Below are 22,868 nucleotides of genomic sequence, written 5' to 3' on the forward strand. Positions count from 1 at the left end.
ACCAATTCAGCGAAAATAATTTAGATACAGAAACAATAACCATCAGCTATGAATATATCCTCTGCAAACACCTTATTGCCGACACTGAGTTTAGCTACCTGGCGTTGCCCGAGAACTACAACCGTCTGTTTATCCCCCCGCTCAATCCGGGATTGAAAACCCTTAACAGTAAAGCTGTCGGCCGACTGCTTGCCGCAGGTGGCGTTTACAATGGGAATATAGAGAGGTTCAGGGCCACTGCGGATAAATTAGGTGGCGATGCACCTGCTGGTTACGAGCAGGTGCTTAATGAAAAAACAATTGGACTGGGTATTGCTGCTGCATCTATACTCTTTGCAAGAAAACAACCCAACCTCAGGCAGTTAGAGGAATTAAAAAAGGTTAAATGGGTTGATGAAAATGCAGGAATGAGTCAAAGAGCAAGAAATTATAACGATTCAGCTACTGGTGCTCGTTCAAACATTAATACTCAAAAAGGTCAAGCACCAACCATAGATAGAACCGATACAAAAAATAATAGCAGGCCGGTTCGCTTTGATGGAGTTGATGGAAATGTAATGATAGACAGGAAGATATCTGTAGTTACGACTCAAAAAGCTAAAGATCAAGCAATAAGACAGTCCGAAGCATTGAACAATAACAAAATGACAGGACGTTGGGAAGTACCAAATCAAACTCAAGCAAGTCGCGCACAAAAGATGTTTGATGAATTGGGAATCAAAAATATAGAGGTGAAAATTGTTAAAGAACAGTGAAGTGAAACTTGCAAAAATCATTGTCGATCTGGCTATATTTTTGGAGTTTACCAGCCCTGATTTGCTTGATCCTGACTGCGCTGTAGAAGCAATGGAAGGTATTTCAGCTGAACTGCAATCCTTAAACCATGAAGATAGAGACAACATGGCTAATATATTTAAAAATTTATCAAAAAAATATACAAGTGATAAAGCAGAATATGTTAGAAACCTTCCAGAATCATTGGGAATTATCTAATGCATCACAAAAAAAACACCTTTAAAAAGGTAAAGAGCAATAAATAAAAATCAAATAGTTATATATAACAATAACTATAATTGAGTTTAACGTATTGAAAGTTATGGCAGAAAAAGACATTAACTGGAACTGGATGGTTCTGGATCGTACCCTGGCTACCAGAAACATTCCTGGATTTAGTAACGTTGCTAATATCGTAACTATTCTGGTTAATCACGGATTAGTTGATGTCGTATACGGTAAGGACAAATCAAGACCACGCTACAGAGTTTCCCAAAATGGTTTTGACTTCCTTAAAAACCAACAACAACTTCTTTAGCCTTGAATTTTATAATCCTTCCCAAAATTATGTCTAATAAGTCAAGCCCCCTTCCACCGAAGAGGGCCACTTACCTCAATACCCCGCCGTTAAATCATCGACTGAGCGCGGGTCAGACGCGCCGTACAGCGAACCATCCGGCCCGACCATGATACTCTGGGTGCTGCCCATCGCTTCTTTCAGCGCGACTTTTTGCCCACGCTGTTCCAGGAGTTTCAGCGTATCCGGGCTAAAGCCCTTTTCCACGCGCAGCTCATCCGGCAGCCACTGATGATGGAAACGCGGTGCGTTGGTCGCCTCAGCGACATTCATCCCGAAATCGATGCTGTTGACCACCATTTGCAGCACGGTGGTAATAATCCGGCTACCGCCAGGGCTACCTGTCACCAGCCAGGTTTTGCCGTCTTTCACCACAATGGTCGGCGACATTGACGACAGCGGACGTTTCTTCGGCCCTACGGCGTTAGCATCGCCGCCCACCAGACCGTAAACGTTTGGTACGCCAGGTTTCGCGGAGAAGTCATCCATCTCATTGTTGAGCAGAATTCCGGTGTTTCCCGCCACAATCCCGGTGCCAAACGTGGTGTTCAGGGTGTAGGTAACGGCCACCGCGTTGCCGTCTTTATCCACCACCGAGAAGTGGGTGGTCTGATTGCTTTCATACGGCGCCAGTTTACCGGGGCGAATCTCGCTGGACGGTTTGGCTTTATTGATATCTATCTGATCGGCGATGGATTTCGCATACGCTTTACTGGTCAGCGCCTGCCACGGCACCTTCAAAAAATCCGGGTCGCCGAGATACTCCGACCGATCGGCATAGGCATATTTCTCCGCTTCAGCCATTATCTGCATGGCATCGGCGCTGCCAAACCCGTATTTCTTCATGTCGAAGTTTTCAAGGATATTGAGGATCTGCACGATATGAATGCCGCCGGAGGACGGAGGCGGCATCGAAAAGACCTGATACCCGCGATAATCGCCGCTAATCGGCGTACGTTCTACCGCTTTGTAAGCCGCCAGATCCTCTTTGGTGATAAGCCCCCCGTTCTTCTGCATCTCCTGTGCGATCTGGTCGGCTATTGCCCCTTTGTAGAAGGCATCAGGGCCATTCTCAGCAATCATCTCCAGACTTTTCGCCAGGTTTTTCTGCACCAGCTTGTCGCCCTTCTTCAGCGGTTCGCCGTCTTTCCAGAAAATAGCCTTGCTGTTTTCATAATTCGGCAGCACCTCACTACCGTAGGTTTTCAGGTCATCCGCCAGCGCATCGTTGACGACGAATCCCTCATCCGCAAGTTTCATCGCCGGGCGTATCACTTTGTTGAGCGGCAGGGTGCCGTATTTCTCCAGCGCCAGCGAGAATCCGGCCACGGTGCCCGGCGTACCGGTCGCCAGGTGCGACGTCAGCGATTTTTTACTGTCAGGATTGCCCTGATCGTCCAGGAACATATCGCGGGTGGCATTGGCTGGCGCCATTTCGCGGAAGTCGATCGCCGTGGTATTCCCGTCTTTGGTGCGCAGCAGCATAAAACCCCCGCCGCCGAGGTTCCCCGCCTGCGGATGCGTCACCGCCAGCGCATAGCCAACGGCAACCGCCGCATCGACGGCATTTCCCCCTTGCTTAAGGATATCGACGCCGACCTGGGTCGCCATCGCATCCACGGATGCCACCATCCCCTGCTTCGCACGAACAGGGTGGAAAACATCCTCTTCAACACCGTATGACACCGGAGGTGGCGCAGGCGGCGCGGCAACAACACTAAAACAACTTCCTGAGAGCAGAGCAGCAATGGCTACCCGGCGCAAAAACGTCGGTTTCATCATCGTTATTCTCCAGAGATACGGGGTCAGCCCCCCACTAAGCCTGGTGCATAACTCTGAAATAATCATCGTTGCGACGGGAAAGGAGTAAACTTAATAGATCCCCCCAGAGGAGGAAAGACGATGAAACGACTCTTAATTTTAGCGGCGCTACTGCCGTTTTCCGGCTTTGCGCAGCCCATCAACACCATGAATAACCCGAATCAGCCGGGGTATCAGATCCCGAGTCAACAGCGGATGCAAACCCAAATGCAGACGCAGCAGACCCAGCAGAAAGGAATGCTTAACCAGCAGTTAAAAACGCAGACCCAGCTTCAGCAACAGCATCTGCAAACGCAGATGAACAATAACGCGCAGCGGGTCCAGCAGGGCCAGGTGCGTGAGCAGGTTTTACCAAACAACAATGGCGGTATGTTAAGCGGTGGAACCCGCCAGAGCAGCGGTCAGCAACATCTGCTGCCCCAGCGACAGAGTGGCGATATGCTCAATAACTCGCCGCAGTAAAATCCGGCCCAATCACATCAATGGCATCGGTACAGATGCAGTCCACGCCCCAGCGCAGCAGTTCCGCCGCGCGCTGGGGTTTGTTGACGGTGTAAACCAGAATGCGCAGTCCCGCCGCCTTGAGCGTTTTTACCCGCGCTTCATCGAGCAATTTATGGTTGAGATGAACAGAGACGCAGCCCAGTCGGGTCGTCAGCGTATGCCAGTCGTCACGCCAGTCATCCAGCAGTAAACCGCGCGGTAGCTCTGGCGCCGCCTGTTGCGCCGCTTCCAGCGCATCAATTTCAAACGATGAAAGCAAAGGCGCGGTCATTCCAGACCACAGCTCCCGCGCCGCCAGCGCCACCACTCTCCCCGTCAATGGCCCGGTGCCGGTCGTCGGTTTAATTTCAATATTCGCCATCATGCCGTGCTCGCGGCAGCGTTCCGCTACCTGAGACAACAGCGGCAACGGCTCGCCTTTAAACTTGCCGCTAAACCAGCTCCCGGCATCAACGCGCAGCAGATCCTGCCAGTTGACTTCCCCCGCCACGCCCCAGCCGTTACTGGTGCGCTCCAGGTTGTCGTCATGCAGCAGAAAGATCTCGCCGTCTTTCGACAGCTTCACGTCAAACTCAATCATCGTGTGTCCGCACCGCGCCCCCACGTCAATCGCCGCCAGCGTGTTTTCCGGTGCGAGTTTTCCGCCACCGCGATGCGCGACGATGTGGGGATAAGGCCAGTTACTCATACTCGTTGTCCTGTTTCGCCATCGAAAAGATGCAGATGATTTTCCGGCAAATGCAGCCATAGCGTGCTGCCTGCCGTCGGGCGTTGCTGATGCGCCAGCCGCACGACCATTTTTTGATCGCCCCAGCGTCCGTGCGCCAGGTTATCCGCCCCCAGCATCTCCAGCGTGTCCATCACCAGCGGTACGCCGCCTTCCGCTTGCGAGCTTAGCGCAATATGCTCAGGACGGATACCCAGCGTCATTTTCCGCCCGGCATAGCGACGATAGTTCCAGTTAACGGGCAGCGCCATCCCGCTCTCCAGCTCAAAATGGGTGCCTGCGGCGCTGATGCGCCCCTCCAGCAGATTCATCGCCGGGCTGCCGATAAAGCTCGCCACAAAGCGGCTGGCGGGCTTCTCATACACCTCTACCGGCGTACCGATTTGCTCCGCCACGCCTTTGTTCATCACCATCACCCGCTGGGCGAGCGTCATCGCTTCGACCTGATCGTGCGTCACGTACAGCGAGGTGGTTTTCAGGCGGCGATGCAGATGTTGTAACTCAAGGCGCATCTGGACGCGCAATTTAGCATCAAGGTTGGACAGCGGCTCATCAAACAGGAAGACGGCCGGATCGCGCACAATCGCACGCCCCATTGCCACACGCTGGCGCTGGCCGCCGGAAAGCTCGCGTGGACGGCGTTTGAGCAAACCGTCCAGCTCCAGAATCCGCGCCGCCTCTTTCACCCGTTCGGCAATATGCCCTTTGCCCATGCCGCGAATCTTCAGCCCCCACGCCATGTTCTCCTCTACGCTCATGTGTGGGTAGAGCGCGTAGTTCTGGAACACCATCGCAATGCCCCTGTCTTTCGGCTCCATCTCCGTAACGCGCTGGCGGTCAATCCAGATATCGCCGCTCGTTACCCGCTCAAGCCCGGCCACCATACGCAGCAGCGTCGATTTACCGCAGCCGGACGGCCCAACCATCACAATAAACTCGCCATCCGCCACATCCAGCGTTAACGGCTGTATGACCTGGGTTTTGCCGTCCCAGCTTTTGGTTACTGCCTGTAATTTCAAACCAGCCATAAAATTTCCTACTTCTCACTGTCCACCAGGCCGCGTACAAACGCGCGCTGCATGGCTAAAACGATAACGACGGGGGGAATCAGGGTCAGCAGCATCGCCGCCATCACCTGATTCCACTGAGTGGTGCCTTCCCCGGTGGCGATCATGCCTTTAATCCCCGCAACGGCGGTGCCGAGATCAACGTCGGTAATAATCAGCAACGGCCACAGGTACTGGTTCCAGCCGTAGATGAAAGTGATGACGAACAGCGCCGCGAGATTGGTTTTTGACAGCGGCAGCACGATGTCGCGGAAAAAGCGCATCGGTGAAGCGCCGTCGATGCGCGCCGCTTCAATCAGCTCGTCCGGCAGCGTCATGAAGAACTGGCGAAACAGAAAGGTGGCGGTCGCTGAGGCCATCAGCGGCAGGGTCAGACCCGCGTAGCTGTCGAGCATTTTCAGATTGGCGATCACTTCCACCGTCGGGAAAATACGCACCTCAACCGGCAGCATCAGGGTGATAAAGATCATCCAGAAAAACAGATTACGCAGCGGAAAACGAAACCAGACAATGGCAAACGCCGACAGCATAGAAACGGTGATTTTCCCCACCGTAATGCCAAAAGCCATGATGAAACTGTTAAGCATCATCAGCCAGAACGGCGCGCTGTTCACGCCCACGCCGTTAACCCAGATCGTTGCCATGTTTTCCAGCAGATGCGTTCCGGGGATGAGCGTCATCGGCGTATCGAACACCGCGCTGTTGTCCAGCGTCGCCGCCACAAAGGCGACGTACAAGGGAAACAGGATCACCACAATCCCCAGAATCAACATAGTGTGGCTGAATATCGTCAGCCCGCGACGGTTCTCAATCATTGGTAACGCACCTTACTTTCCACATAGCGGAACTGGATAACCGTCAGAATGATGACGAGGAACATCAGCACCACCGACTGTGCGGCAGAGGCGGAGAGATCCAGCCCGGCAAAGCCTTCGCGGTAGATCTTATAAATCAGCGTGGTCGTCGCCTGTACCGGTCCGCCTGCGGTAGCGGCGTCGATCACCGGGAAGGTGTCGAAGAAGGCATACACCAGATTGACCACCAGCAGGAAGAAACTCACCGGTGCAATCAGCGGTAGCGAAAGTTTAAAGAAGCGCCGAACCGGACCCGCCCCATCAATCGCTGCCGCTTCCGTCAGCGAGCGGGGAATGGATTGCAACGCGGCAAAAAAGAACAGGAAGTTGTAACTAATCTGCTTCCAGACTGAAGCGAACACCACCAAAAACATGGCCTGGCCGCTGTGTTGCGCATGGTTCCAGTCATAGCCGAACCCGGCAAGAAAATGGGTGATTAGCCCGCGCCCAGGGTTGAACAGGAAGATCCACAGTACGGCGGCCACCGCTGGCGCAACGGCGTAAGGCAGCAGCATCAGCGTTTGATACAGGCGGCTTGCGCGTACCACGTAATCCACCAGCGCGGCGAAAAACAGTGAGACCAACAGGCCGCTTACCGTCACCAGCGCACTGAATTTCATCGTCGTCCAGAAGGAGTCGAGGTAGTAGCTGTCATGGAATAAGGCGACAAAGTTATCCAGACCGACAAACTGGCTGGACAGCCCAAACGGATCGACGCTTTGCAGCGAATACCACAGCGCTTCGCCCGCAGGCCAGATAAAGAAAATGACGGTGATCGCCAGTTGCGGCGCAACCAGCAAATACGGCAGCCAACGCGAGCGAAACACCGGACGGGATGATGACATGAAGATTTGATTCCTGAACAGTGCCGGGTGGCGGCTTCGCCTTACCCGGCCTACGGTCTTGTAGGCCCGGTAAGCGCAGCGCCTCCGGGCATATCATGCGTTACGATTTCGTTGACTGCTCAAAGCGACGCAGCAGCTGATTACCACGCTCAACGGCGGCATCCAGCGCCTGCTGCGGGGATTTCTTCCCGGTCCACACGCTTTCCAGCTCCTCATCCACAATGGTGCGGATCTGCGGCATGTTGCCCAGACGCAGACCTTTGGTGAACGGCAACGGCGGCTTGTTCAGCATCTGGCGCGTGGCAATATCCGCGCCGGGGTTCTTATCATAGAATCCCTGCTCGCGGGTCAGGTCGTAAGCCGCTTTGGTGATCGGCAGATAGCCGGTTTTCTGATGCCATTCAGCGGCATTTTCCGGCTTCGCCAGGAAGTCGAGGAATTTCGCCACGCCGGTGTAGGTCTCTTTGTCTTTACCCTGCATCACCCACAGGCTCGCCCCGCCGATAATGGCGTTTTGCGGCGCATCTTTGGCATCCGCGTCATAAGGCATCATGCCTACGCCGTAATTAAATTTGGCATAGTGGCGGATATCCGCCAGAGAACCGGAAGAGGCGGTGGTGATGGCGCAATCGCCGTTGTAGAACTTCTCAGTGGATTCGTCTTTACGCCCGAAGTAGCTGAAATCACCCTTCTTGTTCAGTTCTTCCAGCAGCGCGATATGTTTCACCTGCTCCGGCTTGTTAAATTCCAGCACCGCGTCAGTACCGTCAAAGCCGTTATTTTGGGTGGCGACCGGCAGACCATGCCAGGCGCTGAAGTTTTCAATCTGAATCCAGCCCTGCCAGCCGCTGGCGTAGCCGCACTTCATTCCCGCCGCCTTCAGCTTCGCGGTGTACTCCGCCAGATCCTGCCAGGTTTTCGGCGGCTGCTCTGGATCTAAACCGGCTTTTTTGAAAGCGTCTTTGTTGTAGTACAGCACCGGCGTGGAGCTGTTAAACGGCTGGGACAACAGATGTCCGCTTTTGGAATCGGTGTAGTAACCGGACACCGTCGGTACAAACTGCGACTCATCGAAACTGATGCCCGCGTCGCTGAACACTTCATAGACCGGTTTAATCGCTTTCGACGCCATCATAGTCGCAGTGCCGACTTCATAAACCTGCAACAGCGCCGGAGCGTTACCGGTACGAAACGCGGCGATACCCGCGCTCAGGCTCTGTTCATAGTTGCCCTTATACACCGGCACAATCTTGTAATCAGGATTGGCCGCATTGAAACGTTGCGCCAGAGAATCAACCTCTTTCCCCAGCTCGCCTTCCATAGAATGCCAGAATGGAATGGTGGTAACGGCCATGGCGTTTCCCACGAATGCCAGGCTTAACGCCAGTCCTAACGCTGTATGTCGTAACGATGTCATTCGCTTATCTCTCTTGTTGTGCCGGATGCGCGATATCACGCGTTTTATGCTCGCGAGGTAACATGACATGCGCGAATGACAGAAAAATAACTTTTTAGTTACAAATAAATGACAGCCAAACGTCAGCAGGATGATAAGAAGATGATGGAATGGTGAAGATAATATGTAGGCCCGGTAAGCGTAGCGCCACCGGGCACACAGACGGTTTAACCTCCGAGGTATGCGCTGCGCACCGCTTCGTTGGCCAGCAACGCATCGCCGGTATCTTCCAGCACCACATGACCGTTTTCCAGCACGTAGCCGCGATCCGCCAGCTTCAGCGCCTGATTCGCGTTCTGCTCGACGAGGAAGATGGTCATTCCCTGCTCGCGCAGCTGTTCGATGGTATCGAAAATCTGCTGGATGATGATCGGCGCCAGACCCAGGGACGGTTCATCCAGCAGCAGCAAACGCGGCTGGCTCATCAATGCACGACCAATCGCCAGCATCTGCTGTTCACCGCCGGACATGGTGCCCGCACGCTGGATACGACGCTCATGCAAACGCGGGAACAGCGCGTAAACCCACTTAATGCGCTCCTGAAACTGGTCGCGCTCGGCGAAAAAACCGCCCATCGCCAGGTTCTCTTCTACCGTCATACGAGAAAAAACGCGACGCCCTTCCGGGACAATCGCCACCGCTTCACGCATGATTTTCGCCGTCTGCCAGTCGGTAATGTCTTTACCATCAAACACAATCCGACCGCTGGTGGCGCGCGGATCGCCGCATAACGTGCCGAGCAGCGTGGTTTTACCCGCGCCGTTGGCGCCAATCAGGGTGACGATTTCTCCCTGACGAATATGCAGACTCACCTCGTGCAGCGCCTGGATTTTGCCGTAGTGGGCACTGACTTTGTCAAAGGACAACATGACTTTTTCCATCTTATGCGTCACCACCATTATGCTTCACCTAAATAGGCGCGGATCACGTCCGGGTTGTTGCGAACTTCTTCCGGCGTCCCGTTCGCCAGCGGCGTTCCCTGGTTCACCACGTAAATGCGATCGGAAATCCCCATCACCAGCTTCATATCATGCTCAATCAGCAGAATGGTGGTGTTGTGATGATTACGCAGCTCCGCAATTAATTCGTCCAGCTCTTTGGTCTCTCTCGGGTTCAGGCCCGCCGCCGGTTCATCCAGCATCAGGATCTCCGGCTGCGTCACCATGCAGCGGGCGATCTCCAGACGACGCTGGTCGCCGTAGGCCAGGTTGCTGGCCTGGCGGTTGGCGTGCTCCAGCAGGCCGATACGCTCCAGCCAGGTGGCGGCGCGATCGAGCGCTTCACTCTGCGCCCGACGGAACGCCGGAGTCTTCAACAGACCCGAAAAGACGCCGGTTTTCAACTGCTGATGTTGCGCCACCAGCAGGTTTTCAATCACCGTCATCTCACGGAACAGGCGGACGTGCTGGAAGGTACGCACCACACCCATACGGGCAATCTGCTGGCCCGGCAGCCCTTCCAGATGCTGATCGCGCAGCATAATGGTGCCGCCGGTCGGTTTATAGAAACCGGTCAGGCAGTTAAAGACCGTGGTTTTCCCGGCGCCGTTTGGCCCGATCAATGAGACGATTTCGCGTGGATGCAACTCCAGTTCAACGTTGTTTACCGCCAGCAGACCGCCAAAGCGCATCATCAGGCCGTTAACGGATAATAATGGCTGACTCATGCCTGCTCTCCTTTCGCTTCCCCGTTTTTCAGTTTCAACTGCGGACGGGTCATCGGCAGCAAGCCCTGCGGACGCCAGATCATCATCAGTACCATCAAACCACCGAGCATCAACATGCTGTATTCGTTGAAGTCACGCATCAGCTCGCGCGATACCACCAGCAGGATGGCGGCGAGAATAACCGCGAACTGCGAACCCATGCCGCCAAGCACCACAATCGCCAGTACAAAAGCGGATTCGGCAAAGGTGAACGACTCCGGGCTGACAAAGCCCTGGCGCGCGGCGAACAGCGTTCCGGCGAACCCCGCAAACGCGGCGCTGATGGTAAACGCCGTCAGCTTAATGCGCGTCGGGCTTAAGCCTAATGAACGGCAGGCAATTTCATCTTCACGCAGCGCTTCCCATGCCCGCCCCAGCGGCATACGCAGCAGACGGTTGATCACAAACAACGAGAAGACGACCAGCAGCAACGCCACCAGGTAAAGCCAAATCACGCGGTCGGATGGATCGTATTTCACGCCGAAGAAGTTGCTGAAGGTATCCCAGCCGCCTTCTCGGGCGGTACGGCTGAACTCCAGACCGAAGAACGTCGGTTTCGGGATCTGGCTGATACCGTTCGGCCCGCCGGTCACTTCGGTGTTATTGAGCAGCAGGATACGCACAATCTCGCCAAAGCCTAAGGTCACAATCGCCAGGTAGTCGCCGCGCAGGCGCAATACCGGGAAGCCAAGCAGGAAGCCCGCCGCCGCCGCGACCAGCCCCGCCAGCGGCAGGCAGGTCCAGAACCCCAGACCGTAATAGTGGTTCAGCAACGCGAAGGTATACGCGCCAATGGCGTAGAAACCGCCGTAGCCCAGCACCAGCAGACCAGACAGCCCCACCACCACGTTCAGCCCAAGACCGAGGATGATGTAAATCATGGTCAGCGTGGCGATATCAACGGTGCCGCGCGACACCATAAACGGCCACACGACGGCGATGACCAGCAGCGCAATCAGGAACAGCTTCTGCTTCACGGTTGAGCCATCAATCGCTGGCAGAACAAATTTAGGCCCGGAAATGCCCTTCAGGCTTTTCTGGAAAATCGGTCGCAGCAACTGGAAGAAAAAGACCACGGCAGTACCGATAAACACCCACTGCCAGCGAATATCCGCAGCAGTCCCCACCACCAGTTTGGTGCCATCGAGTTCCAGTTGAACGCCCATAAAGATGCCCGCCAGTACGAAGAACATGCCGGCAGAGAGCAGCGCCATCGCAAAATGCATCGGTTTCATACTTTCTCTACCTCCGGGCGGCCCAGGATACCGGTCGGCATGACCAGCAGCACCAGAATCAGCAGCGCAAACGACACCACATCTTTATATTCGGTACTCAGGTACGCAGAGGAGAGCGCTTCGGCGACGCCCAGAATCAGGCCGCCAATCATCGCGCCAGGAATGCTGCCGATGCCGCCAAGCACAGCAGCGGTGAAGGCCTTCATCCCGGCCATAAAGCCAATATACGGGTTGATAACGCCATAGAACTGACCGAGCAGCACGCCCGCCACCGCCGCCATCGCCGCGCCAATCACAAAGGTCAGCGCAATCACGCGGTCGGTATTAATGCCCAGCAGACTCGCCATTTTCAGGTCTTCCGCACAGGCGCGGCAGGCGCGTCCCATACGGGAGTAACGGATAAACAGCGTCAGCGCCAGCATCGCCAGGAAAGTGACAATCCAGATGACCAACTGCATGGTGGTAATGCTGGCGGCGAAGTTCTCGCTGCTGCCGATAATCCACTGGCCGTTAAACAGGCTGGGGAGCGCCACGTCACGCGAACCTTCGGTAAGACTGACGTAGTTTTGCAGGAAAATAGACATCCCGATCGCGGAGATGAGCGCAATCAGTCGCTTGGAACTGCGCACTGGCCGATAGGCCACCCGTTCAATACTCCAGCCATAGGCGCTGGCGATAATGATAGCCCCGACGAACCCGGCGGCGACCAGCAGCCAGCTGGTATCAATGCCCATCATCATCAGCGCGGCGATGATCATGAAAGAGACATAGCTGCCGATCATATAGACCTCGCCGTGGGCGAAGTTGATCATGCCGATAATGCCGTAAACCATCGTATAGCCGATAGCGATCAGCGCATAGGTGCTTCCCAGCGTGACGCCGTTAAACATCTGCTGCAAGAAATAGAGAAACTGCTCGGACATAAGGTAACCTTTCTCAACCCGCCCGTTTTGCGCGGGCGGAGGGATAACTTGTCTTCAGGCGTTATTTGGCAACGGTCGATGAGCCGTCGGCATGCCACTGGAAGACACCAAACTCAAATCCCTTCAGATCGCCTTTTTCATCCCAGTTCAGCGGCCCAATCACGGTATCAGCCCCGTGTGCTTTCAGATCTTTCACCAGATCGAGCGGCGCTTTGCTGCCGGTACGATCCATTGCGGTTGCCAGCGACTGCACCGCAGCGTAGGTGATCCACACGTAAGGGCCGGTAGGATCTTTTTTGTCGGCTTTAAGGGCATCGACAATGCCTTTGTTCGCCGGGTCCTGGTCATAGCGTTTTGGCATCGTCACCAGCATGCCTTCTGCCGCCGCGCCAGCAATGTTGGACAGTGAGGCATTGCCCACGCCCTCTGGCCCCATAAACTGGGTTTTCAGACCGATAGCGCGCGCCTGGCGCAGCATCTGGCCCATTTCCGGGTAGTAACCGCCGTAATAAACGAAGTCGATATTCTCTTTTTGCAGGCGGGCAATCAGCGCGGAAAAGTCTTTCTCGCCAGCGGTAATCCCGTCAAAGAACACGATATTGGCGTTGCCCGCTTTCAGGCTGTCCTGTACGGAACGCGCCAGACCTTCGCCGTACTGCTGCTTATCGTGAATAATGGCGATACGCTGCGGCTTCACTTTCTCAAGAATGTATTTCGCCGCCGTTGGCCCCTGGGAGGAGTCCAGGCCCGCCGTACGCATGATGTGTTCGTAGCCGCGCTGCGTCAGTTCCGGGTTTGTGGCACCCGGGGAGATCATCAGGATGCCTTCATCTTCATAGATATCAGACGCGGGCTGTGTGGAAGAGGAGCACAGGTGGCCGATAACGTACTGAATGCCGTCGTTGACGATTTTGTTCGCCACCGCGACAGCCTGTTTCGGGTCACAGGCGTCGTCATACTCAACGCCCACCAGCTTATCGCCTTTGATGCCGCCTTTGGCGTTGATGTCTTTAATGGCCTGACGAGCGCCGTTAAATTCCATATCGCCCCACTGCGCTACCGGGCCGGACATCGCCCCGACAACGGCGACTTTAATATCGTCCGCCATTGCCGTATGCGACATCGCCAGTGCAACCACTCCTGCGATGATCGTTTTCGCATTCCGTTTCATTTACTGAATCCCCATTCGTGACGTTATTACACTTCATCCTTCAAGCTGCCCCGGTGTTGGCTACGTGCGTTCACCCCAGTCACTAACTTATGTAAGCACCTGGGGATTCACGCTCTTGCCGCCTTGATGCACCTTGAATGATTTTGTGTATATATTTTGTATTTATGTGGTTAAAAAGCAGACTGTGCTTTTTTTGAACTATGCTATTTTTACCTGTTGCATTAATGGTTTAGCACAGTTTTTTATGCAAAATCAGAGTAAACACTCTATTTTTCAGTCGATTAAGAAAAGATAATATTCTGATTTCAACTATAGATAAACAAAAAAAAGCGCACTTGTCAGCATAAAATAACGGTACAAAGAGCGGAATAAAACACTGCCTCCCAGGGGATTATCCTGCCTGTTTTTCATTCTCTGATGTTTCAAACTGTACTTATCGTTGCCAAAAAACTAATCGCCTGGTAAATGAAATAAAAAAGAGAAAGTGTCGGAACACATTATTTCGGTACACTGGTTCTCTCTTTGGTGATTTGGACATGCTGTCGATGAAGCTGACCATCGTTCGTTTAGAAAACTTTAGCGCCCAGGATCTCATCGATCTGGGTAAAATCTGGCCGGAATACTCCGCCTCGTCTTTAAGCGTAGATGATACTCACCGGATCTACGCGGCGCGTTTCAATGAGCGTCTGTTGGGCGCTGTGCGGGTAACGCTAAGCGGTACGCAAGGCGCGCTGGATTCATTGCGGGTTCGCGAGATCACGCGTCGTCGCGGCGTGGGGCAGTATCTGGTGGAAGAGGTGATCCGCAATAATCCGGGCGTTTCAGCCTGGTGGATGGCAGATGTCGGCGTCGAAGAGCGAGGCGTAATGGCGGCGTTTATGCAGGCATTAGGGTTTACGGCGCAGGCGGACGGCTGGGAAAAACGGTAATAAAAAAGCCGGATGGCGCTAACGCTTATCCGGCCTACGTGTTTTGCAACTCTCACGCAATTTTCCAGGCATGCGGGCCGGGTAAGACGAAGCCGCCACCCGGCACTCAATTACCTGGCGTCGGTTGCCGTACCGTCGGCATGCCAGGTAAAGACGCCAAACTCAAAGCCTTTCAGATCGCCCTTCTCATCCCAGGACAACGGCCCCATAACGGTTTCCACGGTATTCGCTTTCAGGTATTTGGCGATTTCAGCCGGATCGTCGGACTGATTCAGACCCGCTTGCAATGACTGCAACGCCGCGTAAGTGGTCCACACAAACGCGCCGCTTGGGTCCTGTTTCTTCGCTTTGATAGCATCTACAATCGGTTTGTTCGCCGGAACCTGATCGTAGTTCTTCGGCTTGGTGACCAGCATCCCCTCGGCAGACTCACCGGCAATGTTAGACAGCGACACGTTCGCTACCCCTTCCGGCCCCATAAACTTCGTTTTCAGGCCAGCAGCGCGAGCCTGGCGCAGGATCTGCCCCATCTCAGGGTGGTAGCCGCCGTAATACACAAAGTCGATGTTCTCTTTCTTCAGGCGCGCCACCAGGGTGGAGAAATCTTTCTCGCCGGCGGTAATCCCGTCGAAGAACACCACGTTGGCGTTGCCTTTTTTCAGGCCATCCTGCACCGCGCGCGCCAGGCCTTCACCGTACTGCTGCTTATCGTGAATAATGGCGATGCGCTGCGGCTTCACGCTTTCCAGAATATATTTCGCCGCCGTCGGCCCCTGATCGGAGTCCAGACCGGTGGTGCGCAGGATCAGCTGATAACCGCGTGCGGTCAGTTCCGGTGCGGTCGCAGCCGGAGTAATCATCAGAATGCCTTCGTCTTCATAGATATCAGACGCAGGCTGCGTGGATGAGGAGCACAGATGGCCGATAACATATTTAATGCCGTCGTTGACCACTTTGTTGGCTACGGCTACCGCTTGTTTCGGGTCGCAGGCATCATCATATTTCACGGCAACCAGCTTATCGCCCTTGATGCCGCCTTTCGCGTTGATATCGGCAATCGCCTGCTCCGCGCCGGTAAATTCCTGATCGCCGTACTGCGCTACCGGGCCGGACATCGCGCCGACAACGGCCACTTTGATATCCTTAGCAAACGCCATATTGCTCAAAGACAGGGCGATACATCCTGCCAATAACGCTTTACCCTTCATATTCATCCTGAGAATCCCCATTATTGTGGTTATTACGTATGTTGTGATGTTGTTGTTCAGCACTTTATTTCAATTAATGGTAAGCTACCCGTGCTTTAGCAGCATACTCTGCTAAAACATACCCGATTTTTATGATTTTGGAATAGCTAATTTGACAGTCAGATAACAAGTTGATGACAAAACGGGACGCCGCCGCAACGGGCGGCGTCGGTTTATCGTGTCAGCGAACGCGTAATGATCTCCAGCGCTTTACGGAACTGCGCATCGGGGATCGTCAGCGGATAGAGGAAGCGGATCACGTTGCCGTAAACACCGCAGCTGAGTAGCAGCAGACCCTCCTGCAACGCGCGATCCTGCACCTGCCGGGTAAATTCCGGGGACGGCTGACCGGTTTGCGGATCGGTAAACTCTACCGCCACCATCGAGCCCTGCGCGCGGATCTCGGCAATGGACGGGCAGGCGGCTTTCGCTTTGTTCAACACCTCAACCAGATGCTGACCAAGCTGCGTGGCGCGAGTGCAGAGATCGTCTTCTTCAATCACATCAAGCACCGCATGCGCGGCGGCCACCGCCAGCGGGTTTCCGGCGTAGGTGCCGCCAAGACCGCCCGGAGCAGGCGCATCCATCACCTCGGCGCGACCGGATACCGCCGACAGCGGCATACCGCCAGCCAGACTTTTGGCCATCGTGATGAGATCCGGCTGAACGCCGTGGTGCTCCATCGCAAACAGTTTGCCTGTACGGGCAAAACCGGTCTGCACTTCATCGGCGATCAGCAAGATGCCGTGGGTATCGCATAACGTACGCAGCGCCTGCATGAAATCCGTTGGCGCGACGTTAAAGCCCCCTTCCCCCTGCACCGGTTCCAGGATAATGGCCGCCACCTGGTCCGGCGCAATATCGGCTTTAAAAATCCGTTCGAGACTGTTCAGCGCATCCGCCGTGGTAACGCCATGCAAAGGATTCGGATATTGCGCGTGATAGACCGATCCCGGGAACGGCCCAAAGCCAGTTTTGTAGGGCGCGACCTTACCGGTGAGCGCCATCGTCATAAAGGTTCGCCCGTGAAACGCGCCGCCAAAGGTAATCAGCCCCGGTCGTCGGGTACAGGCGCGCGCAATTTTCACCGCGTTTTCGACCGCCTCCGCGCCGGTGGAGAAGAAAGCCGTTTTCGCCGGGCCGTTGACCGGCACGCGCTCGTTAATACGCTCGGCAAGCGTAACGTAGCTTTCATAAGGCACGATTTGATACGCGGTATGGGTAAATGACTGGAGCTGTTTTTCAATTGCCGCGATGACTTTTGGATGACGGTGCCCGGTGTTCAACACGGCAATTCCGGCGGCGAAATCAATCACCTCATTGCCTTCAATATCCCACAGCGTGGCGTTTTCCGCTCTGTCGGCATAGAAACCGCACATCACCCCGATGCCGCGCGGCGTCGCCTGCAACCGTCTTTCATTCAGTTCGTTATTTTTCACCTTCTCCCCCTAAGATGCGCACAACCCATCGGTAAGTGTTTGCCAGGGGGGAAGAATTCGCCAGAGCGGGGGAGAAAAAAAGCGTTATCCCCATAGCCCGATAAGCGAAGCGCCATCGGGCATTTATGTTTGCCTGTTTGCCGGATGGCGGCGGTGCCTTATCCGGCCTGGAAAACAAAAAACCCCGGATTCTCATCCAGGGTTTTTCGGGCACTTCGCGGAAATTACGCTTCGATAGCGGCGCGCAGTTTCTTCATCGCGTTCTTTTCAAGCTGACGTACACGTTCAGCAGAAACGCCATAGCGGTCGGCCAGTTCCTGTAGCGTGGACTTATTGTCTTCGTCCAGCCAACGGGCGCGAATGATGTCCTGGCTACGCTCGTCCAGACCTTCCATTGCGTGGGTCAGTTTGTTTGCCGCCTGATCTTCCCAGTTATCCTCTTCAATGCCGTCGGCAAAGTTAGAGGTTTTATCCTGCAAATACAGCACTGGCGCCATCGGCTGACTGTCAGACTCGTCGTCCGAAGACATGTCAAACGTCATGTCCTGCGCCGCCATACGGGATTCCATCTCGCGAACGTCTTTGCTGGTTACGCCCAGTTCGCGCGCCACCATTTCCACTTCATCCTGATTAAACCAGCCCAGACGCTGCTTGGTTTTACGCAGGTTAAAGAACAGCTTACGCTGTGCTTTAGTGGTTGCGACTTTAACGATACGCCAGTTACGCAATACGTATTCGTGGATCTCCGCTTTGATCCAGTGCACGGCGAAAGAAACCAGGCGCACACCCACTTCCGGGTTAAAACGGCGCACGGCTTTCATCAGGCCGATGTTACCTTCCTGAATCAGATCCGCCTGCGGCAGGCCATAGCCCGCATAGTTACGAGCAACATGAACAACAAAGCGCAGGTGAGACAGAATCAGCGTCTTAGCTGCTTCCAGATCGCCCTGGTAATGCAGCTTTTCAGCCAGTGCCCGTTCTTCGTCGGCCGATAACATCGGCCACGCGTTTGCAGCCCGGATGTAAGATTCCAGGTTACCAACAGGGGCTAAAGCTAAATTTTGCATTTCTTTGGTCATTCAAATCCTCTCAATTTATATCGTCTGGCACTGCAAATGAGCAACAAACGTGCCAGCGTTTATGAGCAACGAGAATAGCACTCACTCTTTTATCAGACAGTGATTTTATCCACAAGTTCAATGCAACGTTGTGAATAAATTACGCACAAAATGTGACACCGCTATGAAAAAACACTGTGGGCAGGGGGATGAGATGTTTTGAAGCTCTTTCCCTGCGAACGGGAACTCATTGCAGGGAAAGAGTATACCACGCTTTTATTAATCGGGAGTAAAGTGACGTAAATGTTGCACAGTGGCAAGCCACGCCGCAACCCAGCCGATCATCGAGCACACCAGCAGCAGCAACAGGCACTCATCGAACGATAAACCATTGATATCAAACTTCGTGCCGAAAACCTGCGCCACTTCCGTCACCGCTGACGACAAGCGCATCACCAAAATTTCTGACAAAATCAGTGAAAGAAATGCCCCTGAAAAACCGAGCAGCGCGCCGCCGTACAGGAACGGTCGCAGGATAAATCCATCCGTCGCGCCAATCAGTTTCTGCACGTTGATGGTGTCGCGGCGGGCGAAAATGCTCAGACGCACGCTGTTGCCGATGACGAGGAACACCGCCGCCACCATCAGCACGCCGATCATCGCGGAAACGCGCCCTACCAGCCCGGTCAGCGCCGCCAGACGGGCAAACCAGCTATCATCCATACGCACTTCATCAATGCCGTTAATCTGCGAGATGCGATCGCGTAGCGTATTCAGCGACTCCGTTCCCTGGAAATCCAGTTTCGGGATCACCACCGCCACTGCCGGAAGCGGATTCTCTTCCAGCATGTCCAGCGCGCCGCCAAAGCCGGACCAGTTGCGGAACTCGCCCAATGCATCGTCGCGGGAGAGATAGTTAACCTTCTCCACCCCCTGCTCGGCCTGGAGCTGTGCGACCACCCCGGCGGCCGCGTCGTCATCCAGCGTCTTTTGCAGATAAACGGTGATCTGCGGAGACGGATAGTACTGCGTCGCCGCCTGGTTGACGTTCTTATAGACCATGTAGCAAACGCTTGGCAGCGTCAGAGAGATGGCAATCACCATCACCGTCAGAAACGTCGCCAGCGGCTTGCTTTTCAGATCCTGTAACGCGCCCTGGAACGCATAGCGCACCTGCTCGTTAAAGACGTTGGTTTTACGCGAGTTCGGCTTTGGCGAGGATTTTGCGCGTCTCGGCGCATTGCGGCCGCCGTCGCCGGACGAACCGCCAGATTTACGAAAACGGTCCAGTCTGCCGCCAAACTGCCTGATTTGGTTGATAGCGTCACGCTTATTCACTGACCAGGCCTCCATGCAAATGACCTTCGCTCAGGGTGAGCATACGGTACGAACGACGGGAGATAAGCCCGATGTCGTGCGTCGCCATCAATACCGTCACCCCAACGCGGTTAAACTCTTCAAACAGACGTAAAATCCCTTCCGATAAGGCATCATCCAGGTTCCCGGTCGGTTCATCCGCCAGCAGCACCGCAGGCTTGTTCACCACCGCACGGGCGATCCCCACGCGCTGCTGCTCACCGCCAGAGAGTTGAATGGGAAAATTCCTCGCTTTGTCCAGCAGCCCGACTTTATCCAGCGCCGCCGACACACGACGACGGATGTCGTCCCCGCTGGCGCCAGCGATAATCAACGGGATCGCCACGTTGTCATAGACCGTACGATCCATCAGCAGGTGGTGATCCTGGAAAATCATTCCGATCTGACGACGCAGAAACGGCACTTCACGGTTTTTCAGGCGCGTAATGTCATGCCCGCTGAAGAAGATTTTCCCGGCGCTCGGCCGTTCAATCCCACAGATAAGCTTCAGCAGGGTACTTTTCCCCGCGCCTGAGTGGCCGGTCAGAAACGCCATCTCGCCTGGCTGCATGTGGAATGTGACTCCTTGCAGCGCTTGTCTCCCACCGAGATAGGCCTTGCTGACATGTTCAAAGCGAATCATTGTTAATCCTCTCGGGCAAAAAGTGCCTCTATAAAATCGTCCGCCTTAAACGGACGTAAATCCTCGATACGTTCGCCCACACCAATATAGCGAATAGGAATGCCAAACTGATCGGCAACCGAGAAGATAACCCCACCCTTCGCCGTGCCATCCAGCTTGGTCAGGGTGATACCGGTCAGGCCAACCGCTTCATGGAACAGTTTGGCCTGGCTTATCGCATTCTGCCCGGTGCTGGCGTCGATGGTCAGCATCACTTCATGCGGCGCATCTTCGTCGAGTTTCTTCATCACGCGAACGATTTTTTTCAGTTCTTCCATCAGGTGCGCTTTGTTCTGCAAGCGACCTGCGGTATCGGCAATCAGCACATCCACATTACGCGCTTTCGCCGCCTGGATGGCGTCAAAGATAACGGAAGCGGAATCCGCGCCGGTATGCTGGGCGATAACCGGAATGTTGTTACGCTGGCCCCAGACCTGCAACTGCTCTACCGCCGCCGCACGGAAGGTATCCCCCGCCGCCAGCATCACGGATTTGCCCTGCTGCTCGAACTGACGCGCCAGCTTACCGATCGTGGTGGTTTTCCCCACGCCGTTAACGCCAACCATCAGAATAACAAATGGCGTTTTGCCTTCAATATTAAGCGGTTCGTCAACTTTTGCGAGGATATCGCCCATCTCGTCTTTCAGCAGGCCATACAGCGCTTCGGCGTCATGCAGCTGTTTGCGGCTGGCGCCCTCTGTCAGGTTAGCGATGATCTTGCGGGTGGTTTCCACGCCCACATCGGCAATCAGCAACTGCTCTTCCAGTTCTTCAAACAGATCATCGTCGATTTTCTTACCACGGAACAGACTGATAAATCCTGAACCGAGATTTTCTTTTGTTTTCAGAAGACTACGTTTCAGGCGCGCAAAGAAACCTTCTTTTGTCGGCTTCTCTTGCTCCTGAATCACCTCCTCAACCGGCGTCTCTTCTTCTGCCGCCGGCACGACAACCACCGCGTCTTCCGCCGCTTCCACCACCAGCGCCTGCGCTTCCCGTTCTTCGTCGGTCAGTTGCGGTTCGTTTTGCGCCTCTTCTTCTACCGCCTCCACGATCTCTACCGTTTCCGCTTCGGCCTGCCACTCTTCAGGCGACGTCTCTTCGACGTTCACCTCTTCCGGCAGCGGCAGTTCTTCATGTTCCACCACCGCCTGCGGCTCAACGATGTCTTCTTCAACCACGGGGTCAACAACAGGCTCTACGACAGGCTCTGGCTCAACCGGCTGCGGTTTTTCGCTTTCCTGAACCTGTTCGGTGACGTTCACCACGGCTTCGGCGAAAGCGTCGGTCTCCGCCTTGCCGTGGGCGTGCGTTTCCGCGTCGGCGTCTGCCGCCGTCTCAACCGGCGTCTCTGGCGCTAACGGTTCTTCAACACGCTGTTGTTCTTCGGTTTTTTGTTCCTGTTCCTGCTCTTTTTCACCAAAGCCCAGCCAGGAAAAGAAGCCACGTTTTTTCTGTTTTGCCATCTGCGACTGTACTCCTCGCGGTTAATATCTGGCGCTATATACATGGAAGCTAAAAAAATGATGAAATAGTCTACCACTTAACTTAATTCACATCACCGCCTGGAATGACACGTCAGCAGCGGATTGAGCAATAGAAATGAAAAAACCGAATCACTCTGGCAGCGGTCAAATCCGCATTATTGGCGGACAGTGGCGGGGCCGTAAACTTCCGGTTCCCGACAGCCCAGGGCTGCGCCCGACAACCGACCGGGTTCGCGAGACGCTGTTTAACTGGCTGGCACCGGTCATGGTAGACGCCCACTGTCTGGATTGTTTCGCCGGAAGCGGCGCGCTGGGGCTGGAAGCGCTTTCCCGCTATGCGGCGGGCGCGACGTTGCTGGAGATGGATCGCGCCGTGTCACAGCAGTTACAAAAGAATCTTGCTACGCTAAAGGCAGGCAACGCCCGCGTGGTCAACGCCAATACGCTGGCCTTTCTGGCGCAGACCGGTACGCCGCACAACGTGGTGTTTGTCGATCCCCCGTTTCGCAAAGGGCTGCTGGAAGAGACGTTAAGCCTGCTGGAAACGTACGGCTGGCTGGCTGATGACGCGTATATTTACGTCGAAAGCGAAGTCGAAAACGGTCTGCCGCCCGTCCCGGCAAACTGGTCGTTGTATCGTGAAAAAGTGGCCGGACAGGTCGCATACCGCCTGTATCAACGGGAAGCACAAGGAGAAAGCGATGCTGATTAATCTGGGACGTCTGCTGATGCTGTGCGTCTGGGCATTTTTACTACTGAATATTTTCCAACCCTTTCCACGCCCGCTGAATATTTTCGTCAACGTCGCGCTGGTCTTTATGGTGCTGATGCACGGTATGCAGCTGGCGCTGTTAAAAAGCACCATGCCTAAAGACGGCCCGCAGATGACCACCGGCGAGAAAATCCGTATTTTCCTGTTCGGCGTGTTTGAGCTGCTGGTGTGGCAGAAGAAGATTAAAGATCAGTTGAAGAAGTAACCGTGATCTTTTGGCCCGGCGGCGCGTGGCGAGC

Annotated in this window: 23 protein-coding genes and 1 pseudogene; 7 read left to right on the forward strand and 17 right to left on the reverse strand. The window is 54.7% G+C overall.

Translation table 11 applies throughout. The features are described from left to right. The 3 genes and pseudogenes from OGV83_RS08400 to OGV83_RS08410 all read left to right on the forward strand — a co-directional run. Nucleotides 1-755 (forward strand): annotated as a pseudogene (locus tag OGV83_RS08400) (hypothetical protein); the annotation flags it as partial. 1 nt (nt 756) lies between these two features. Next, on the forward strand, nt 757-993 hold the full coding sequence (locus tag OGV83_RS08405; RefSeq protein ID WP_223849110.1) for a hypothetical protein: 237 nt from the start codon (nt 757-759) through the stop codon (nt 991-993). Between the two features lie 64 nt (nt 994-1,057). Then, entirely contained in the window at nt 1,058-1,312 is a 255-nt protein-coding gene (locus OGV83_RS08410; RefSeq protein ID WP_110493711.1) for a MarR family transcriptional regulator, read from the forward strand. Between the two features lie 75 nt (nt 1,313-1,387). Here the strand turns inward: OGV83_RS08410 and ggt are convergent, their stop codons facing one another. Further along, nucleotides 1,388-3,133: a gamma-glutamyltransferase gene (ggt, locus tag OGV83_RS08415; RefSeq protein ID WP_286463425.1), complete on the reverse strand. Its 1,746-nt coding sequence runs from the start codon at nt 3,131-3,133 to the stop codon at nt 1,388-1,390. A 120-nt stretch (nt 3,134-3,253) separates the two neighbouring features. Here ggt and OGV83_RS08420 point away from each other — a divergent pair, with 120 nt between their 5' ends. Continuing rightward, entirely contained in the window at nt 3,254-3,634 is a 381-nt protein-coding gene (locus OGV83_RS08420; RefSeq protein ID WP_012135554.1) for a DUF2756 family protein, read from the forward strand. Here OGV83_RS08420 and ugpQ read toward each other — a convergent pair. From ugpQ to livK, 10 genes are all read right to left on the reverse strand, one after another. Then, a complete protein-coding gene (ugpQ, locus tag OGV83_RS08425) occupies nt 3,615-4,364 on the reverse strand; it encodes a glycerophosphodiester phosphodiesterase (protein ID WP_286463426.1) in 750 nt (249 codons plus the stop codon). The two genes, OGV83_RS08420 and ugpQ, sit on opposite strands and share 20 nt — an antisense overlap. Beyond that, on the reverse strand, nt 4,361-5,431 hold the full coding sequence (locus OGV83_RS08430; protein ID WP_049009227.1) for a sn-glycerol-3-phosphate import ATP-binding protein UgpC: 1,071 nt from the start codon (nt 5,429-5,431) through the stop codon (nt 4,361-4,363). Before OGV83_RS08430 ends, ugpQ begins: the two co-directional genes overlap by 4 nt. 8 nt (nt 5,432-5,439) lie before the next feature. Beyond that, the gene (gene ugpE, locus OGV83_RS08435) at nt 5,440-6,285 is read right to left on the reverse strand and encodes a sn-glycerol-3-phosphate ABC transporter permease UgpE (RefSeq protein ID WP_047460601.1); all 846 of its coding nucleotides are present in this window, start codon (nt 6,283-6,285) and stop codon (nt 5,440-5,442) included. After that, entirely contained in the window at nt 6,282-7,169 is an 888-nt protein-coding gene (gene ugpA, locus OGV83_RS08440) for a sn-glycerol-3-phosphate ABC transporter permease UgpA (RefSeq protein WP_024131024.1), read from the reverse strand. Before ugpA ends, ugpE begins: the two co-directional genes overlap by 4 nt. Nucleotides 7,170-7,269: 100 nt before the next feature. Beyond that, entirely contained in the window at nt 7,270-8,586 is a 1,317-nt protein-coding gene (gene ugpB / locus OGV83_RS08445) for a sn-glycerol-3-phosphate ABC transporter substrate-binding protein UgpB (RefSeq protein WP_024131025.1), read from the reverse strand. A 206-nt stretch (nt 8,587-8,792) separates the two neighbouring features. Beyond that, the gene (livF, locus tag OGV83_RS08450; RefSeq protein ID WP_047463875.1) at nt 8,793-9,506 is read right to left on the reverse strand and encodes a high-affinity branched-chain amino acid ABC transporter ATP-binding protein LivF; all 714 of its coding nucleotides are present in this window, start codon (nt 9,504-9,506) and stop codon (nt 8,793-8,795) included. A 17-nt stretch (nt 9,507-9,523) separates the two neighbouring features. Then, nucleotides 9,524-10,291: a high-affinity branched-chain amino acid ABC transporter ATP-binding protein LivG gene (gene livG, locus OGV83_RS08455; RefSeq protein WP_110493706.1), complete on the reverse strand. Its 768-nt coding sequence runs from the start codon at nt 10,289-10,291 to the stop codon at nt 9,524-9,526. Beyond that, on the reverse strand, nt 10,288-11,565 hold the full coding sequence (gene livM, locus OGV83_RS08460) for a branched chain amino acid ABC transporter permease LivM (RefSeq protein ID WP_110493705.1): 1,278 nt from the start codon (nt 11,563-11,565) through the stop codon (nt 10,288-10,290). The genes livG and livM overlap by 4 nt, the downstream gene beginning before the upstream one ends. Continuing rightward, the gene (gene livH, locus OGV83_RS08465) at nt 11,562-12,488 is read right to left on the reverse strand and encodes a high-affinity branched-chain amino acid ABC transporter permease LivH (protein WP_012135564.1); all 927 of its coding nucleotides are present in this window, start codon (nt 12,486-12,488) and stop codon (nt 11,562-11,564) included. Before livH ends, livM begins: the two co-directional genes overlap by 4 nt. Before the next feature lie 61 nt (nt 12,489-12,549). Next, entirely contained in the window at nt 12,550-13,659 is a 1,110-nt protein-coding gene (gene livK / locus OGV83_RS08470) for a high-affinity branched-chain amino acid ABC transporter substrate-binding protein LivK (protein ID WP_012135565.1), read from the reverse strand. Between the two features lie 545 nt (nt 13,660-14,204). Between livK and panM the strand changes: the two genes are divergently transcribed. Next, nucleotides 14,205-14,588 (forward strand): aspartate 1-decarboxylase autocleavage activator PanM, encoded by a 384-nt coding sequence (gene panM / locus OGV83_RS08475; protein WP_024131029.1) that lies wholly within the window; start codon nt 14,205-14,207, stop codon nt 14,586-14,588. Nucleotides 14,589-14,698: 110 nt separating this feature from the next. On the opposite strand, the gene livJ is transcribed toward panM, so the two are convergent. From livJ to ftsY, 6 genes are all read right to left on the reverse strand, one after another. Further along, a complete protein-coding gene (gene livJ / locus OGV83_RS08480) occupies nt 14,699-15,802 on the reverse strand; it encodes a branched chain amino acid ABC transporter substrate-binding protein LivJ (RefSeq protein WP_024131030.1) in 1,104 nt (367 codons plus the stop codon). Between the two features lie 206 nt (nt 15,803-16,008). Next, a complete protein-coding gene (locus OGV83_RS08485) occupies nt 16,009-17,274 on the reverse strand; it encodes a 4-aminobutyrate--2-oxoglutarate transaminase (RefSeq protein WP_286463427.1) in 1,266 nt (421 codons plus the stop codon). Nucleotides 17,275-17,498: 224 nt separating this feature from the next. Beyond that, on the reverse strand, nt 17,499-18,353 hold the full coding sequence (gene rpoH / locus OGV83_RS08490; protein ID WP_012135571.1) for an RNA polymerase sigma factor RpoH: 855 nt from the start codon (nt 18,351-18,353) through the stop codon (nt 17,499-17,501). A 258-nt stretch (nt 18,354-18,611) separates the two neighbouring features. Continuing rightward, nucleotides 18,612-19,670 (reverse strand): permease-like cell division protein FtsX, encoded by a 1,059-nt coding sequence (ftsX, locus tag OGV83_RS08495; RefSeq protein ID WP_115615313.1) that lies wholly within the window; start codon nt 19,668-19,670, stop codon nt 18,612-18,614. Further along, nucleotides 19,663-20,331 (reverse strand): cell division ATP-binding protein FtsE, encoded by a 669-nt coding sequence (gene ftsE, locus OGV83_RS08500; RefSeq protein ID WP_012135575.1) that lies wholly within the window; start codon nt 20,329-20,331, stop codon nt 19,663-19,665. Before ftsE ends, ftsX begins: the two co-directional genes overlap by 8 nt. A 2-nt stretch (nt 20,332-20,333) precedes the next feature. Further along, complete coding sequence (ftsY, locus tag OGV83_RS08505; protein ID WP_286463430.1) at nt 20,334-21,836, reverse strand: signal recognition particle-docking protein FtsY; 1,503 nt, start codon at nt 21,834-21,836, stop codon at nt 20,334-20,336. 136 nt (nt 21,837-21,972) lie between these two features. On the opposite strand from ftsY, the gene rsmD reads away from it, so the two are divergent. Further along, the gene (rsmD, locus tag OGV83_RS08510; protein ID WP_112001438.1) at nt 21,973-22,569 is read left to right on the forward strand and encodes a 16S rRNA (guanine(966)-N(2))-methyltransferase; all 597 of its coding nucleotides are present in this window, start codon (nt 21,973-21,975) and stop codon (nt 22,567-22,569) included. Beyond that, on the forward strand, nt 22,559-22,834 hold the full coding sequence (locus OGV83_RS08515; protein WP_049011343.1) for a DUF1145 family protein: 276 nt from the start codon (nt 22,559-22,561) through the stop codon (nt 22,832-22,834). Before rsmD ends, OGV83_RS08515 begins: the two co-directional genes overlap by 11 nt. Nucleotides 22,835-22,868: the final 34 nt, after the last annotated feature.

It is taken from the genome of Citrobacter sp. CK189 (assembly GCF_030333505.1).
GTDB classification, from domain to species: Bacteria; Pseudomonadota; Gammaproteobacteria; order Enterobacterales; family Enterobacteriaceae; genus Citrobacter_B; species Citrobacter_B koseri.